The following is a 12895-nucleotide window of genomic DNA, read 5'->3' as shown; positions in this document are numbered from 1 at the left end:
CAGGGCGCGGTCCAGGCGCTGGGCTTGTGCGGCGAATAGTCCGATCAGTTCGTCGCGTCAACGACGGACGGTGGACTCGGAGACGTTGTTGCCGTCGGCCATGTCGGCCAGGCGCTGGTCGTGGCGCAGATCGGCTCGCCGGCGTAAACGACCACCCCACGCCCTGTCCCGTGCGAAGCAGGTGTCTGAGTCATACTGAGGCGCCGGAGCACAGGGGAGGCACACAGCGTATGGGGTACGGGGCGGACGGTGCGGGCCTGCCGGAGCGCATCGGCGGGTACGTCGTTGAGCGGGAGTTGGGCGCCGGCGGGATGGGCATCGTCTATCTGGCGCGTTCGCGCGGCGGGCGCGCGGTGGCCGTGAAGGTGGCGCGCTCGGAGCTTGCGACCGACCCGCACTTCCGGGAGCGGTTCCGTGCCGAGGTCGAGGCCGCGCGCAGCGTGGGCGGCTTCCACACGGCCCCGGTGGTGGACGCGGACCCGGCAGCGGCGGCACCCTGGCTGGCCACGGCGTATATTCCCGGGCCCACGCTTGCTGCGCTGATCGAGTCCGAGGGGCCGATGGACGAGGCGCGGCTACGGCAGCTGGGCGCGGCGCTCGCCGAGGCGCTGGCGGCGATCCACGGCTGCGGCCTGGTGCACCGTGACCTGAAGCCCGGGAACATCATCATGGCTTCGGACGGCCCGCGGGTCCTGGACTTCGGTATCGCGCGGGCGCTGGAGTCCACGCGCCTGACGGCCACCGGTACGGCCTTCGGGACGCCGGGCTTCCTGGCGCCCGAGCAGGCGCTGGGGCAGGAAGTCAGCGGCGCCGCCGACGTGTTCGCGCTCGGCGCCGTGCTTGTCGCGGCGGCGGGCGGCAGCGCGTTCGGGGCGGGCACGCCGATGGGTCTCATGTACCGGTCGGTGCATGAGACGCCGGATCTGGCCGCGGTGCCGGACGGCCTGCGTCCGATCCTGGCGTCGTGCCTGGCCAAGAACCCCTACGTACGGCCCACGCCCGATGGCCTGTTGGACCTGTTCATGTGTGCACCGGGCATTGCGACGCCCTCCCCGACGGTGGTGGTACCTCCGCCGCCCTCCTACGCACCCTCCAACGTCGTTCCGTTGCACGAGGCCCCGGCCGAGTACGCCCCTGTGGGCAACGCGTCGCCCGACACGGACCTCGCCTTCATGGCGGTTGCCGCGGAGAGCGCCCTCCTGATCGACGCCATGGGGGTCAGTCTCGCCTCGGAGGCCGGTGAGCTGCAGTTCACCTGGGCCGAGATCAGCACGGTCGAGTACGCGGCCGTGGGCCCCAAGCACCTCAGGGTCTTCGTCCGTCTCCACAACGGCGCCACGTACCCGTGCTTGCTCGCCGCACGCAAGCGGTCCCGCCTCCGGGAATGGCTGACGGAACTGCCGCTGATCCTGGAGTGCTTCACGTAGCCGCCGCACCGCCTGGGCGGACGGCGGCCCTCCCCAGGTGGCCGGCCATCGCGGTGTTGAGGCCGATCGGACCATCCCCTCAGCGAGGCCCCTCCGGTGTGCAGACGCCGCCCACGACCAGCGTGAGCACCCTGGAAGACCGTCACACCAGCCCTTTGGCCTGCGACTTCAAGTTGGCTGAGGCTTGTTGTGCTGCACTATTCGCACTGCCCGGTGGCCTTCGTTCCCCACCCCTGGGTGTCCTCACTTCTTGAACGGGAAGCACACCGCGGGATCGCGGCGATACCGCTCCTCAGCGGGTGTCCGGGACCACGGCCACGGGACAGGGCGCGTAGTGCAGCACTGCGTGGTTCACCGGACCCAGGCGCAGCCCATGGTGTCCGCCGGCACCTCGTGTGCCGACGACCAGGAGTTCCGCGCCGGTGGCTGCCTCGATCAGTATCTGGTGTACGGGTCCCTGTTCTACCGAACGGTGGACAGCGGCCTCGGAGCTGGCCCGGTCGAGTGCCGCCAGTACGTCTTCGAGGTGTTCCTCGGCCCGCCGGCGGTGTGCTGAAGCTGGTGAGCCCGACAGGAGCGGATGGTCCCGCAGCCTCACGGGCGGGGCAGCGCCAGGCCCGTACACGATCAGTTCGCCGTGGCGCGATACGACCATCGGGACCTGCATAGCTCCAACCGCCTTTCCTGCTCGGGCTCCTGCTGGGTTTCGATCTTTTCTACGGTTCGATCGTCAGTACCTGTTCCAGGGGGCGACGTGGCGTACGCGGTCCTGCGGGCCCGTATCCCAGGCGGACGATCATCTGCGCGTGTCCCGTGCCGAAGACCGGGTCGCGCAAAATCCATCGCAGGTCCGGCCACTCGAGGGGTTGCGTCGCGAACGAACTGGACACCGCGTGGAGTGTGGCGGTGAGCAGGACGCGTTCCAGGGCCTGGCCGGCGCGCAGCCAGTCCTCCGGGTGGTCGCCCGGGGTGCTCAGCAGAGCGAGCTGAGGCCGGTTCTCGAACAGGACGCGGACCCGGCCCGCGAAGACGGCGCTGCCCGCGAAATCGCGGACGGTCGCCCTCTCGGACGCGTCGCGGGGGCCCAGGGCGTAGTCCGGGATTCCGTCCACGGGCGCCTCGGTCTTCGTGTCACGGATCCATCGCCGCTGCTCGGCTTCGCGTGCCGGATCCCTGCGGTCGTATCCCTCGGCGTCCCGGATGAGTTCGAGCACGGTCTCCAGATGCATCGGGGTCAGGAACGCGAAGTCCGCACCCTCAGCACGGGCCGCGTCGGCGAGGTGTGCGCGGACGTCCTCCGGGATCGTCTGTTCGTCGAACGGGTAGCGGCTGGTGTGTCGGTCACGGATCGCGGGGTGGAGAGCGGCGAGCGCTTCGTCCGCAGGCCCACCGTGGGTGCCGGGGCGAATGCCCAGGTGCACGACGGCCAGCAGGGTTGGGTCCGACGGGGCGGGCAGCAGAGTGGTGACCGCGTCCAGGCCGTGGTGGGCGGCGGACACCCGCAGATTCAGCAGGGCCGCACCACAGCCCACGTGCAGTGCGCGGCCGGAGGGGTCGGCCTCCGGCATCGCGCGTTCGAAGTCCGCCAGGAGAGCGAGGGTGCGGCTGCGGCGTCCGTAGCGGAACCGCCAGGGCTGGGCGTTGTGCATGGACGGGGCGGCGGTGGCATCGGCGACGAGGTCGGCCAACGTGGTGTCGTCGAGCGTTTGAGTGGGCATCGAGGGTCTCCCGTGATGCGGGAATGGTCGTTGTCTTCAGCATGGAGCGGACCGTTGTCTGCATGTATGGGCCGTTCGTCCCTTCAGCCGGACCGGATGGGCTTCTCTCCGGGGGCACGTCCCTTGCCGGACTCAGCGGGATGCAACTGCTTCGAGTCGGCAGTCCACGCCGACCACGCCTTCCACGGACTGAGCGAGCCGGGCAGTGACAGGAATGAGGGCGGCGTCGCGGACACGACCAAAACGCAGCAGCGCGGGTCTCGACACGGGCGCGGCCGGACCGGAGTCGGTATCGGACATGACCGGCCCCTCCTTCGATAGGTGGCAGCCGTCTTCACCCACCATCACACTCCCGGCACCGGGAGAGTGATGGGCCCGCCCGGCCCCGGCATGGACCGACCGGCCCATGTGCGACGGGCCGTCGCCAGGTCAGCCTGAGGGGGTGTCCGCCTACCGATCCGGGACCGTCGGCCGCCCGCCGAGGTCTCAGGTCCCACCAGGCGCGAATCCAAAGGAACGCCGGGGGACGGTCCACGGCCGGGTCCTTGTCCTCGCTCCGGAATCCTCAACGGGGTACTGCGGCGCGTCGCCATGACGGCGATCGCAGCAGCGGCCTCACGGCTCTGCGGACGGTCCGTGGGCGGCACGCTGTGGGGAAGCGGGCCCGGGGCCATCCATGTCGTGCGCGGTCACATGGCTCATGACCGTGACCACCCCGTCGAGCTGCTCGGCAAGGCGTGTCAGGATCGCGATCCGGCCCCGGTTCTCCAGCCGGCCTTCCAGGGTGATGACGCCGTCCACCACATGAACGGTGACTGTGTCGGGGCCGATCTCCATGGTGTCTTCGAGTACGTCCTCGACGAGGCGTCGTCGTATCTCCGCGTCCGGTCGCAGGAAGAGACGCAGAAGATCCCGGCGCGTGACGATGCCGACGAGCCGGTCCTCGTCGTCCACCACCGGGAGCCTCTCCACGCCACGGCGTGTCATCAGCCGGGCGGCGTCCGGTGCGGTCTCCTGCGCGTGGACGGTCACGGCCGGCGTCGACATGATCTCGGCAGCGGTGAATTCGCCTTTCGACGAGGCCACGGTCCTGGTGGCGTCAGGAGCGTCGCCCGTCACCGGGTGCCCCGCCGCTTGTCGGCTCAGCAGGTCGCTCTCGGAGACGACGCCGACAACCCGGTCCTCGTCGTCCAGCACGGGCAGTCCGCTGATGTTGTGCTGTGCGAGCAGCTTCGCGACCTCCTTGAAGGAGGTGACCGGCACGACCGAGACGACCTCGTCGGTCATCAGGTCGCCCACTTTGATGCGCTTCATGGAGGCACCCCCTGCCGTCTCGCCAAGACCCGCACGGACGCAGCGCCCGCAAGCTGTTCAGGAACCACGATCCGCCGGGCCGTACTCGGATGAGGAGGGCCGAACGGGTCTTGGCCGGGACCGGTCGGACCAGGCTCGGGAGTCCGGGCATCCGGGCACGGCAGGATTCCCCCGACAGGTCCATTGGGCCCCCGGGGTGGTCCTGAACGGCCCTCTTCCCCCAGGGGCCCGCAGTGCCAGCGTGATAGCTGACCCTTCAGCAGCCCTCGGTGAGGAGGAACGATGAAAGGCACTGTTGGCAGCCCGGAACTGGGCTCCGTCATCGTCGGCGTCGACGGCTCCGGGCCGGGCCGCCGGGCAGCGCTGTGGGCGGCGGCCGAGGCCGCGCTCCGTCACAGCCCGCTGCGCATCGTCTACGCGGCCGACACGGACGGCCGGGTGCTTTACCTCTCGGCGGAGAGCATCGAGCGTGTTCGCAGCGCGGGCCACGAACTGCTGCGGGAAACCGCCGCTGCCATCGCGGAAAAGTACCCCGGGCTGCACGTCACCACGGAGTTCAGCCGCGGCGCACCCGTCCCCAGCCTGCACCGGTCCGCGGGCCTCCGCGGCACTGTCGTGGTGGGCAACCGTGGCCTCGGCGGGTTCAAGCACCTCATGCTCGGATCCGTCGGTCTGAAGGTCGCCGCAGGTGCCACGACGCCCGTCATTGTGGTCAGGGGCCTTGACGACGGAGCCGAAACCGGAGTGGTGCTCGCCGCGGTCCGCGACGAGCACGACGTCGAATGCGCCCGGTACGCGGCACGCGAAGCGGAGATCCGTAAGGCCTCGCTGAGGCTGCTGTACGTGTGGAACGTTTTCGAGTCCGCCGGACTCGCCGTGACCATGCTCGACGACATCGAGGCGATCGCCGGTGAACACGTCCATCACCTGACCGCCGTGGCGGATCTGATCCGCGACGAATTCCCGGCCCTGACCGTGCGGACGGATGCTGAGAAGAGTCTGACCGTGGCCGGGGTCCTGGTGGAGGCATCGCGCCACGCGGATCTGCTGGTGATGGGCGGGCGACGGTCACCCGGGTTCATCGGCCCCACTCTCGGGCGGGTGACGCACAGCCTTCTGCACCACGCGCACTGTCCTGTGCAGCTCATTCCGCGGCAGGTTTCCGGGCACGGGAACGAGTCGTGATGGGCGCCGGCGAACGCCGTGAACTCGTCATCGGTATCGACCCGTCGAGGAACTGGCACCTGTCGTTGGCCTGGGCGGCGGACGAAGCACAGCGACGCGGGCTGAACTCCGGCTCGTCGTGGCCGTACCTCCACTGCACGACACGCATCCCCGCGACGACAGCCCGCGCAGAACGTCCTTACTTCAAGCCGGGGCGAACGCTCTCCAGCAAGGGGCCGACCGGGTCCGGGCGCGCCATCCGCAGCTGCAGCCGGCCACCAGTCTGCTCGACGGATACCCGGCTGCCGTGATCGGCGGGCGACCGGCCCTTGTCGCGGTTCCGCCCAGCCCTGGGCCGGAGAACTTCGCGATCTCACAGCACTGGGCGGTTCCGGCGGCCGAGGACACTCCTTGCGCCCGATTGCGAGAGCGGATCAGAGAGCTCCGTGAGTGTCGCCCAGCAGATTCTGCTCGATGTGGCGGCGGACATCTGCGGTGAGTGAGCTGAGGCATTCCGAGGGCTCCGCCCTTGGCGCGGTGGGCGCCCGTATGGTGCGGGCCCCGGCCGGCAGCGCCGCGAGGTCGGTGACGAACCGCTGCCGGGCTCTGTCCAGCTTCGTGCGTTCCGAAACTCGGTGCCCTTCCCGCATGACCGATTCCAGCAGCGGAGTGCCATCGGGCGGTGGCGGCTCGTCGATGAGAGCTATGAGATCCGCGTGCTCCGGCCTTCGGAACACCTGCTTGCGCCCCGGCGCAGTCACCTTGGCCGATGACAGTTTCATTACTGGCCGACCGTCGTACTCGACCAGTTTGTACGCGGAATCCAGGTAGGGAGCATCCGCACAGACGCCGATCCTGGTGCCGACCGCATACGTGTCGATGGGCACTTTGGAGCGGACCAGACCGTCCACGGCGAACTCGTCGAGACCACCGCTCGCCACAATCCGTGTCTCTTGGAGGCCGGCGGCATCGAGGATGGCCCGCGCCTGCACAGCCAGAGCTCCGAGGTCACCGCTGTCCAGCCGGATGGCGCACCCCGGGCCGAGTCCCAGATCGCGCAGTACGCGCGCTGCCGTGGCCACGCCTGTCCCGGTGTCGTAGGTGTCCACGAGGAGCGTCACCGGGCCCGGATGAGACCGGGCGAAGGCCCGGAACGCGTCCTCCTCGGCGCCGAACGCCTCGATGTAGGAGTGGGCCATCGTGCCGACTGCTGTCAGGCCTTCGGAGTGAGCCGCCCTCACATTGCTGGTTCCGGCGAAGCCGACCATGGCACCCAGTCGGGCGGCCTGGTTTCCGGCTTCGATGCCATGCGTGCGGCGCAGGGAGAAGTCCACGACGGGGTGTCCGTCGGCGGCCAGCACACACCGGGCACATTTGGAGGCGACGGTGGTCTGGTGGCTGAGCTGGTTGAGTACGTAGGTTTCGACGAGCTGGGCCTGGGGGAGGGGCGCGGTGACTTCCAGCAGGGGTTCTCCGGCCAGCGCGATGCGTCCTTCGGGCATGGCCCGCACCTCGCCCCTGAATTCCAGGCCGAGCAGTGGGGCCAGATCCTCGGGCCGTCGTCCCATGACCGTGGCGAAGACATCCACGTCATCTGCGTCCACACGATAGGAGGAGAGGAAGTCGAGCACTGGGTCCAGCCCGGCACAGACAAGAAAGCCCCGGTCCGGCGGCAGATCGCGTACGAACAGACTGAACGTGGCCGAACCGGTCATGCCCTCGCGCAGATACGACTGAGCCATCGTGACCTCGTAGAGGTCGGTACTCGTGGCATTGGACATCGACGGCACCTTCCTCTCCGTCGCGTCCCCCACCGGCAGCGCCTCCCGGCCCCCGCGCGGTCACGCCGCACTACCCTGCCCCTTCACTATCGGCCTACCGCGCATCATGGGCCAGCCAGACGCCGGCGCGGGTTACCCAGTACCGCCGAGCCTCTCCCTGCCACGGCCGAAGAGCACGTCGTGCGTGCGCCCCGGCCGGACCACGAAGTGGGCCGAACGATCCGCATCCGGGCCGAACCGGCCCTCACGCACGGCCCGCTCCAGTGCAAGTGTGAGGACAGGTGCTTCCTATCGGTCCAGCGGAAGGCGGTGGCGACGATGAGACTGCCCCTGGTCTCGGGTGTGGACGGATCGCGGACCAGCCTGCGGGCGGTCGACTGGGCCGTCGACGAGGCGGCCCTTCATGGACTGCCGCTGCGAGTGGTGTACGCGTCCGAGGAGGAGTACCGCGGGGACGCCGCCCCGGCGCTCAGCCTCGGTCGCCGTTCGGAGCAGGCGCTCGCCGACAGCATCGTCGAAACTGCCGCTGAGCGCGCCCGCCGCCACCATCCGGACGTCGACGTCACGGCCGAGGTGCTGCCGGGAGATCCGGTGACCGCCCTCCTGCGTGAGGGGCACAATGCCGGGGCGCTGATCATCGGCGAACGGGGCCACGGCGGAGTCACCGGACTCCTCCTCGGCTCCGTCAGCCTCGCCGTGGCCGCGTCGCACCCTTGCCCCGTCATCGTCGTGCGCGGCGACAAGGCCGGTATCGAAAGCACGCATGGGCGGATCCTCATCGGTGTCAAGGAACCAGAGGGAGGATCAGCGGCGGCCCGGTTCGCCTTTCGTGAGGCCGGAGCAAGGGACTGCGTCCTGGACGCCGTACATGCCTGGCGCTGCCCGCCGCGCAATCGCGCCGATCATCCTCGTACTGCCGGCGAGCCGCACCTCTACTGCAAGGAACGCGCTGAGACCCTGATCGACCTTGCGGTGGCGGACTCCGTGCGCGATCACCCGACAGTCCGGCTGCACTCGGCAGCGATCGAGGGAACAGCCGCGAAAATACTGGTCCAGCGCTCGGCCGCTGCGGATCTGATCATGGTCGGAGCGCATCGTCGCCGCAGTCATCTCGGCCCCCACCTCGGCCGGGTCGCACGCGCCCTCCTGCACCGATCCGACTGCCCAGTGGCTGTCATACCTCTGGCGACTTGACCGTACGAGACCTGCCCGCCTCACTCGCACAGCTCTGACGCATGATCGGGGACGTACGTCTGAAGGTCTCTCGGCGGACGTTGGTACCCCGTGGCCGGCGGGCGTCGAGGCAGTTCGATCGCCGGCCAAGCGACATCCTCGTACGGCACGGTCGACAGCAGATGGGCGATCATGTTCAGCCGTGCCCGGCGCTTGTTGTCGCTCTCGACCACGTACCAGGGAGCTTCCGAGATGTCCGTATGGACGAACATCTCGTCCTTCGCCCGCGAATAGGCCTCCCAGCGGCTGATCGATTCCAGGTCCAGCGACGAGAGCTTCCATCGGCGGGTAGGATCTTCCAGCCGACGCCGGAATCGCTGCTCCTGCACCGCGTCACTCACCGAGAACCAGTACTTGCGCAACAGGATGCCGTCCTCCACCAGCATCCGCTCGAAGATCGGGCACTGGCGAAGGAACCGCTGGTGTTCCTCCATGGTGCAAAAACCCATGACGCGTTCGACGCCCGCGCGGTTGTACCAGCTCCGGTCGAGCAGGACCACTTCCCCCGCGGCTGGAAGATGCTCGACGTAGCGCTGGAAATACCACTGGCTGCGCTCGCGCTCCGTGGGCTGCGGCAGCGCGACGATACGCGCTACCCGGGGATTGAGGAGCTCGGTGACGCGCTTGATCGTGCTGCCCTTGCCCGCCGCGTCACGTCCCTCGAACACCACGACGAGTCGTGCGCCTTCGGCCCGAACCCACTCCTGGAGCTTCACGAGCTCGGTCTGGAGCCGGTACAGCTCGCGCTCGTACAGCGAGCGCGGCAGCTTTCCGGGCCCGCCCGAGTTCTTCTCTTCCGACATGGGATGACGTTACGGAGGAGACCGTGGTCGAAGTCAAGCGTCAGCGCCGAACGGGATTCGCTGCGCAGATCCGGAAGGACCTGATCGGTGAGACAGGCGGGCGAGCGGATCGGTTTCACCATCTCTCGACCACTTTCGGCCGCGTGTTCCGGCCACGCGTGGTGCCGGGGCTGGGGTACGGACGATTTCCACCCGTACGTACACCTCGACCGCGATCTCTGCATCGCGTGGGGCCGGTGCGTCCGCATGCGCGCGGAGGTCCAGGACACCCTTCACCGAGCCCACCGTCCACTGCCCCCGCCGCGTCGGCCAAGACGCACACGACCTGCGGATATTGCGGTGGCGGCTACTCCCTCGAAGTCGCCACCCGGGACGGCGCGGCCACGGCGGTTCTGCCCGACCGGAACGGACCCGGGTTTCCCAGCGTCCTTCTGCCGCGGCGGGCTGTGTCTGCTTGGCGAGCCCTGTCGCCCGCGTTCAACCGCGATACATCAGCCGATGCCGCCCGGGGCCAGGTGCCCCGTCGGCCCCGATCCTGGCGGACTGGGCACCAGGATCGGGGCCGCTCGACCGGGATGACTCGTGGGTTCTCCCGGCCCCCTCCTCAAGGTGACGGACATGGGCGTCGGGCCCTGGGAACACGAGCGACACATGGTCGGTGTCCGACCAGTGCACGTCGTAGGGAGGGGTTCCATCCTCATGGCGGAGTCCGACGATCTCGCCGTCGCGCCTGCCGGCGCCGGTGGCCGGACTTTCGACGACAAGATGATCGCCGAGGTGAGCTCGCATGATCGTCACCGTTTCCTCATGATGTTGCTGTATTCAAACTGCCACGCACGGCGTGCCGCTGTTGTGGGGTCGAGTGGGCCGTTCTCGGGGCCCACCGGCCCCGAAGACGGGCCCGGTCGGCTCAACCGTGGGCGTCTGGTTCCTGATCCGCTCGACACATGACCACTTCTGACCGTCACACCCCGAAGGGGGAGTCACATGCATCACCGAACGGTTGCAGAGCTCATGACCCGAGACGTCGTCCGGGCGCGGCGTGACCTGCCGTTCAAGGAGATCGTCAAACTGTTGGCGGAGAACGATGTCACCGCGGTGCCCGTGGTGGATGAACTGGACCGTCCCATGGGGGTGGTGTCCGAGGCCGACCTGCTGCGCAAGTCCTCCGACCAGGCCGATCCGTCCGGCCTGACGCCGATTCCGCATGTCGGGGCGTGGGAGCGGGCCAAGGCCGAGGGGGCCAGAGCGGAGGAGCTGATGTCGGCTCCCGCGGTGTGTGCGCGTCCGGAGTGGACCGTGGTCGAGGCGGCCCGCCTCATGGAAGTGCAGGACGTGAAACGCCTGCCCGTTGTGGACGAGACGGACAAGCTGCTGGGCATCGTCAGCCGCAGAGACCTGCTACGGGTCTTCCTGCGCCACGACGATGCCATCCGTGAGGAGATCAACCGGGATGTGCTGCAGCAGACGATGGGCCTCGGTCCCTCGGCGGTGATGGCCGAGGTCCGGCAGGGGGAGGTGGTTCTCAGCGGATCCGTCGAGTTCAAGAGCCTGATCCCCATCATCGAACGGTTGTGTCAAAACGTCGACGGTGTGGTATCCGTCGCCGAGCACCTGGCCTACCGGACCGACGACGTACGGAGTTCGCCCACCGGCCCGTGAGGCTGCCGTGGGTGCCGAGGCACGTGAGGCCCCCCGGCCTTGATCGTGTTGTCGTCAGCGACGGTACGGGCCGTTCAGCCCCCCGGCAGGGCCCATGTTTCCTCTCCTCAACGGCGCCGCGCCGCGCCACCCTGGAACTGTCGACGGTCGGCCGTCCGAAAGAAGGTGATGGGCATGATGTGGTACAACGGCGGCTGGGGCTGGAGTGGATGGCTCCTCATGACCGTGATCATGGTTGTGTTCTGGTCGCTGCTGATCGTCGGGGTCGTCGCCCTCACCCGCTACCTCACCAACACCCGCCGCAGCTACCAGCCCGGTCCGCCCCCCGGTGAGGCAGCATGGGGAAGCCGACGAGCCGAAGACCTGCTCGCAGAACGGTTCGCCCGCGGGGAAATCGACGAGGATGAGTACAAACGCCGCCTCGCGCTGCTGCGCGAACAGCGGTGAACAGCGCCGCCACACGGAAACGGATTCCGACGGCCGCCCTGGTCCTGATCGCGGTCGGTATTTTGCTCCGGGTGCTGCCGTCGCCGGCCGCGCTGCATGGTGCGGGGGCACTGACCGGCGGACCTTGGTGAGGATTCGCCAGTTCTTCAGGTAGGCGGAGCCGTGCTCGTTCGCCGCGCGCTCGCGGCTGACCAGTCTGTTCGCTTACTTCTGGGCAGCGCTGAGGGATGGCCTCGGGTGGTTTCGGTCCATGCGTGGCGCCGGGCGGGCGGGGCGGCGGCCCAGGCCGCAAGCGCCGCGGTGACCGCGGTGCCGATCGAGGCGAAGAAGCACACCGTGCCGGTGATCCAGGTCGGCGCCCGCCCGCCACGCCAGGCGGCCATGAAGAACTTGCCCCACAGGTGGATGACCATGAAGATCCGAGACGTGCCACCACGCGGGCCCCTTCAGGGCCGGCACCCCGCCGGTGACCAGGACGACGATCAGCGCGGCCACGGGGAGCACACTGAAGACGTAGATCCGCGAGGCCATGTACGCGGGCTGGGTATCGGACAGCAGCTTGCCGGGCGGCAGTACACGGACGGCTCGCCGCTGGACCGCTCCCGTCCAGCCTCCTCCCGCCCCGTCCATCTCGCTCACCGCCGGCCCCGCCCTCGGGGGAAGGGCAGAAGCCGGGCCGCCACGAAGACGACCAGCATCAGCCCGATGACCACGAGGTTGGCGACGGTGCAGGTGATCGTTCAGCTCGGTCTGCGCCGTGGTGCGGAAATCCAGGCGAGCGAGCAGTTCCAACAGAGGGACACGCCATGCCGCGCGGCGGCCACCCTGCGCACAGACGCAAAAAACCGGCAGACGTCGCCCTTACCACGTTTCCCCGGTACGGGATGGGCGACCCACCGGTTCGATACCTACAGTGATCCATGCGGGTGCACGACTAGCAAGGGCATAAGCAGACGAATCATCCATATGGAGTAGCAAGGAGAGGGTATCGGCCCTGCCCACGACAGCACGGACCCCGAACTGATCGTTTCAGAATGAGGTTCGGAGTCGTCTCAAGTAGATGATGCTGCAGGCGAGTTGGAGCAGGCCGAGATGAAGGTCGGCGCGTATTTCGTAGCGGGTGCGGAGTCGTTTGCATGGGTGGAGCCGGGCGAAAGTGCGCTCGACGACCCGGCGGGTCTTGCCCGGGCCGGAGCCGTGCGGAGTGCCGCGGCGGGCGGTCTTCGGTGTGATCCCGACGCCGCTTGCGGCACCGTCGGCCTCCTCGCGGGGCCTGTGCCTCCGGCGTTGTCGTCAGTCGCCGACGCTCCTTCCCCAAGAGGCGGGCGGCGACCATCGGAGCGGCC

At 68.8% G+C, this 12895-nt stretch carries 12 protein-coding genes and 2 pseudogenes; 6 read left to right on the top strand and 8 right to left on the bottom strand.

Annotated elements, in window-relative coordinates; all coding sequences use genetic code 11:
* The first annotated feature begins 230 nt into the window (after window positions 1–230).
* Window positions 231–1427, top strand: a complete 1197-nt coding sequence (locus tag ABTZ94_RS20815; protein WP_351202536.1) for a serine/threonine-protein kinase — start codon at window positions 231–233, stop codon at window positions 1425–1427.
* Window positions 1428–1719: 292 nt separating this feature from the next.
* On the opposite strand, the gene ABTZ94_RS20810 is transcribed toward ABTZ94_RS20815, so the two are convergent.
* The 4 genes from ABTZ94_RS20810 to ABTZ94_RS20795 all read right to left on the bottom strand — a co-directional run bounded on the left by ABTZ94_RS20810 (window position 1720) and on the right by ABTZ94_RS20795 (window position 4459).
* The gene (locus ABTZ94_RS20810; protein WP_351202535.1) at window positions 1720–2082 is read right to left on the bottom strand and encodes a universal stress protein; all 363 of its coding nucleotides are present in this window, start codon (window positions 2080–2082) and stop codon (window positions 1720–1722) included.
* A gap of 61 nt (window positions 2083–2143) precedes the next feature.
* Window positions 2144–3145, bottom strand: coding sequence for an Acg family FMN-binding oxidoreductase (locus ABTZ94_RS20805; protein ID WP_351202534.1), 1002 nt, complete (start codon window positions 3143–3145; stop codon window positions 2144–2146).
* A 132-nt stretch (window positions 3146–3277) separates the two neighbouring features.
* Entirely contained in the window at window positions 3278–3445 is a 168-nt protein-coding gene (locus tag ABTZ94_RS20800) for a hypothetical protein (protein ID WP_351202533.1), read from the bottom strand.
* Window positions 3446–3760: 315 nt separating this feature from the next.
* A complete protein-coding gene (locus tag ABTZ94_RS20795) occupies window positions 3761–4459 on the bottom strand; it encodes a CBS domain-containing protein (protein WP_351202532.1) in 699 nt (232 codons plus the stop codon).
* Window positions 4460–4741: 282 nt separating this feature from the next.
* On the opposite strand from ABTZ94_RS20795, the gene ABTZ94_RS20790 reads away from it, so the two are divergent.
* Window positions 4742–5644, top strand: a complete 903-nt coding sequence (locus ABTZ94_RS20790) for a universal stress protein (RefSeq protein WP_351202531.1) — start codon at window positions 4742–4744, stop codon at window positions 5642–5644.
* 413 nt (window positions 5645–6057) lie between these two features.
* Here ABTZ94_RS20790 and ABTZ94_RS20785 read toward each other — a convergent pair whose 3' ends face one another.
* Window positions 6058–7404, bottom strand: coding sequence for a nicotinate phosphoribosyltransferase (locus ABTZ94_RS20785; RefSeq protein WP_351202530.1), 1347 nt, complete (start codon window positions 7402–7404; stop codon window positions 6058–6060).
* Between the two features lie 318 nt (window positions 7405–7722).
* On the opposite strand from ABTZ94_RS20785, the gene ABTZ94_RS20780 reads away from it, so the two are divergent.
* The gene (locus ABTZ94_RS20780; protein WP_351202529.1) at window positions 7723–8598 is read left to right on the top strand and encodes a universal stress protein; all 876 of its coding nucleotides are present in this window, start codon (window positions 7723–7725) and stop codon (window positions 8596–8598) included.
* Between the two features lie 20 nt (window positions 8599–8618).
* On the opposite strand, the gene ppk2 is transcribed toward ABTZ94_RS20780, so the two are convergent.
* Window positions 8619–9440 (bottom strand): polyphosphate kinase 2, encoded by an 822-nt coding sequence (ppk2, locus tag ABTZ94_RS20775; protein ID WP_351202528.1) that lies wholly within the window; start codon window positions 9438–9440, stop codon window positions 8619–8621.
* A 522-nt stretch (window positions 9441–9962) separates the two neighbouring features.
* Window positions 9963–10229 (bottom strand): annotated as a pseudogene (locus tag ABTZ94_RS20770) (DUF1918 domain-containing protein); the annotation flags it as partial.
* Between ABTZ94_RS20770 and ABTZ94_RS20765 the strand changes: the two are divergent.
* From ABTZ94_RS20765 to ABTZ94_RS20755, 3 genes are all read left to right on the top strand, one after another.
* Window positions 10140–10391, top strand: coding sequence for a hypothetical protein (locus ABTZ94_RS20765; protein WP_351202549.1), 252 nt, complete (start codon window positions 10140–10142; stop codon window positions 10389–10391). The pseudogene ABTZ94_RS20770 and the gene ABTZ94_RS20765 overlap by 90 nt on opposite strands.
* A 36-nt stretch (window positions 10392–10427) precedes the next feature.
* Entirely contained in the window at window positions 10428–11102 is a 675-nt protein-coding gene (locus ABTZ94_RS20760) for a CBS domain-containing protein (protein WP_351202527.1), read from the top strand.
* A 174-nt stretch (window positions 11103–11276) separates the two neighbouring features.
* Entirely contained in the window at window positions 11277–11549 is a 273-nt protein-coding gene (locus ABTZ94_RS20755; protein WP_351202526.1) for an SHOCT domain-containing protein, read from the top strand.
* A gap of 1029 nt (window positions 11550–12578) precedes the next feature.
* Here the strand turns inward: ABTZ94_RS20755 and ABTZ94_RS20750 are convergent.
* A pseudogene (locus ABTZ94_RS20750) lies at window positions 12579–12842 on the bottom strand (IS5/IS1182 family transposase); the annotation flags it as partial.
* Between the last annotated feature and the right edge of the window lie 53 nt (window positions 12843–12895).

Origin of the sequence: Streptomyces sp. NPDC002785 (assembly GCF_040295565.1) — a bacterium.
Taxonomy (GTDB): Bacteria; Actinomycetota; Actinomycetes; order Streptomycetales; family Streptomycetaceae; genus Streptomyces.
This window is presented reverse-complemented; position numbering and strand designations above follow the sequence as displayed.

Bases quoted from the DNA above. Each gene is read 5' to 3' on its own strand.
- ABTZ94_RS20805 (WP_351202534.1), bottom strand. From the start codon at position 3,145: ATGCCCACTCAAACGCTCGACGACACCACGTTGGCCGACCTCGTCGCC.
- ABTZ94_RS20765 (WP_351202549.1), top strand. From the start codon at position 10,140: ATGGCGGAGTCCGACGATCTCGCCGTCGCGCCTGCCGGCGCCGGTGGC.
- ABTZ94_RS20810 (WP_351202535.1), bottom strand. From the start codon at position 2,082: ATGGTCGTATCGCGCCACGGCGAACTGATCGTGTACGGGCCTGGCGCT.
- ABTZ94_RS20790 (WP_351202531.1), top strand. From the start codon at position 4,742: ATGAAAGGCACTGTTGGCAGCCCGGAACTGGGCTCCGTCATCGTCGGC.
- ABTZ94_RS20785 (WP_351202530.1), bottom strand. From the start codon at position 7,404: ATGTCCAATGCCACGAGTACCGACCTCTACGAGGTCACGATGGCTCAG.
- ABTZ94_RS20795 (WP_351202532.1), bottom strand. From the start codon at position 4,459: ATGAAGCGCATCAAAGTGGGCGACCTGATGACCGACGAGGTCGTCTCG.
- ABTZ94_RS20760 (WP_351202527.1), top strand. From the start codon at position 10,428: ATGCATCACCGAACGGTTGCAGAGCTCATGACCCGAGACGTCGTCCGG.
- ABTZ94_RS20755 (WP_351202526.1), top strand. From the start codon at position 11,277: ATGATGTGGTACAACGGCGGCTGGGGCTGGAGTGGATGGCTCCTCATG.
- ppk2 (WP_351202528.1), bottom strand. From the start codon at position 9,440: ATGTCGGAAGAGAAGAACTCGGGCGGGCCCGGAAAGCTGCCGCGCTCG.
- ABTZ94_RS20800 (WP_351202533.1), bottom strand. From the start codon at position 3,445: ATGTCCGATACCGACTCCGGTCCGGCCGCGCCCGTGTCGAGACCCGCG.
- ABTZ94_RS20815 (WP_351202536.1), top strand. From the start codon at position 231: ATGGGGTACGGGGCGGACGGTGCGGGCCTGCCGGAGCGCATCGGCGGG.
- ABTZ94_RS20780 (WP_351202529.1), top strand. From the start codon at position 7,723: ATGAGACTGCCCCTGGTCTCGGGTGTGGACGGATCGCGGACCAGCCTG.